Below are 731 nucleotides of genomic sequence, written 5' to 3'. Positions count from 1 at the left end.
TCGGGTAAAAGTACTTTATCGCAAGTGCTTGCAGGCAATGAAGCTTATGAAGTAACAGACGGCAGTATCGACTTCGAAAGCAAAGATTTGCTAGACATGTCAACTGAAGACAGAGCACGTGAAGGTGTCTTTCTAGCTTTCCAATATCCGGTTGAGATTCCTGGCGTTAGCAACCTGCAATTTATGAAAACTGCGATCAATAATATTCGCCAGCACCGCGGTCTGGACGAAATGAACGCGGCTGAATTCATGAAGCAAGCCAAAGCAAAGATTCAGCAAGTTAACCTAGACCCATCTTTCTTGAAGCGTGGTGTCAATGAAGGTTTCTCTGGCGGTGAAAAGAAGCGTAATGAAATCATGCAAATGCTAATGCTTGAACCATCACTCGCGATTCTTGACGAAACCGACTCCGGACTAGACATCGACGCACTTAAAGTGGTTGCTGACGGCGTTAATGCTCTGCGCTCACCAGAGCGTGCAGTAGTCATGGTCACTCACTACCAGCGTTTACTTGATTATATCGTTCCTGACTACGTTCACGTTCTTGCTAACGGCCAGATTATTAAGTCTGGTGGTAAGGAACTCGCGCTTGAGCTTGAAGAAAAGGGCTACGGCTGGTTAGGCATCGAAGAAGACAAAGCTTAGGGACACGGTAATGACCTTATTAAGTGATATTGATTTCGGTCTAAATAAGTCTTCTGACTTACCCGAGTCACTGAAAAAATATAGCG

The 731-nt window shown here is 45.0% G+C and carries 1 protein-coding gene; it reads left to right on the top strand.

Features of this window, described 5'->3' with window-relative positions; genetic code table 11:
- Positions 1 to 645 (top strand): Fe-S cluster assembly ATPase SufC (gene sufC, locus A3766_RS25655; RefSeq protein ID WP_068643229.1); only part of this gene is annotated, 645 nt, incomplete at its 5' end.
- Positions 646 to 731 lie beyond the last annotated feature (86 nt).

It is taken from the genome of Oleiphilus sp. HI0132 (assembly GCF_001635845.1).
The sequence above is the reverse complement of the archived record's forward strand: the minus strand, read 5'-3'. Positions and strand labels throughout refer to the sequence as shown.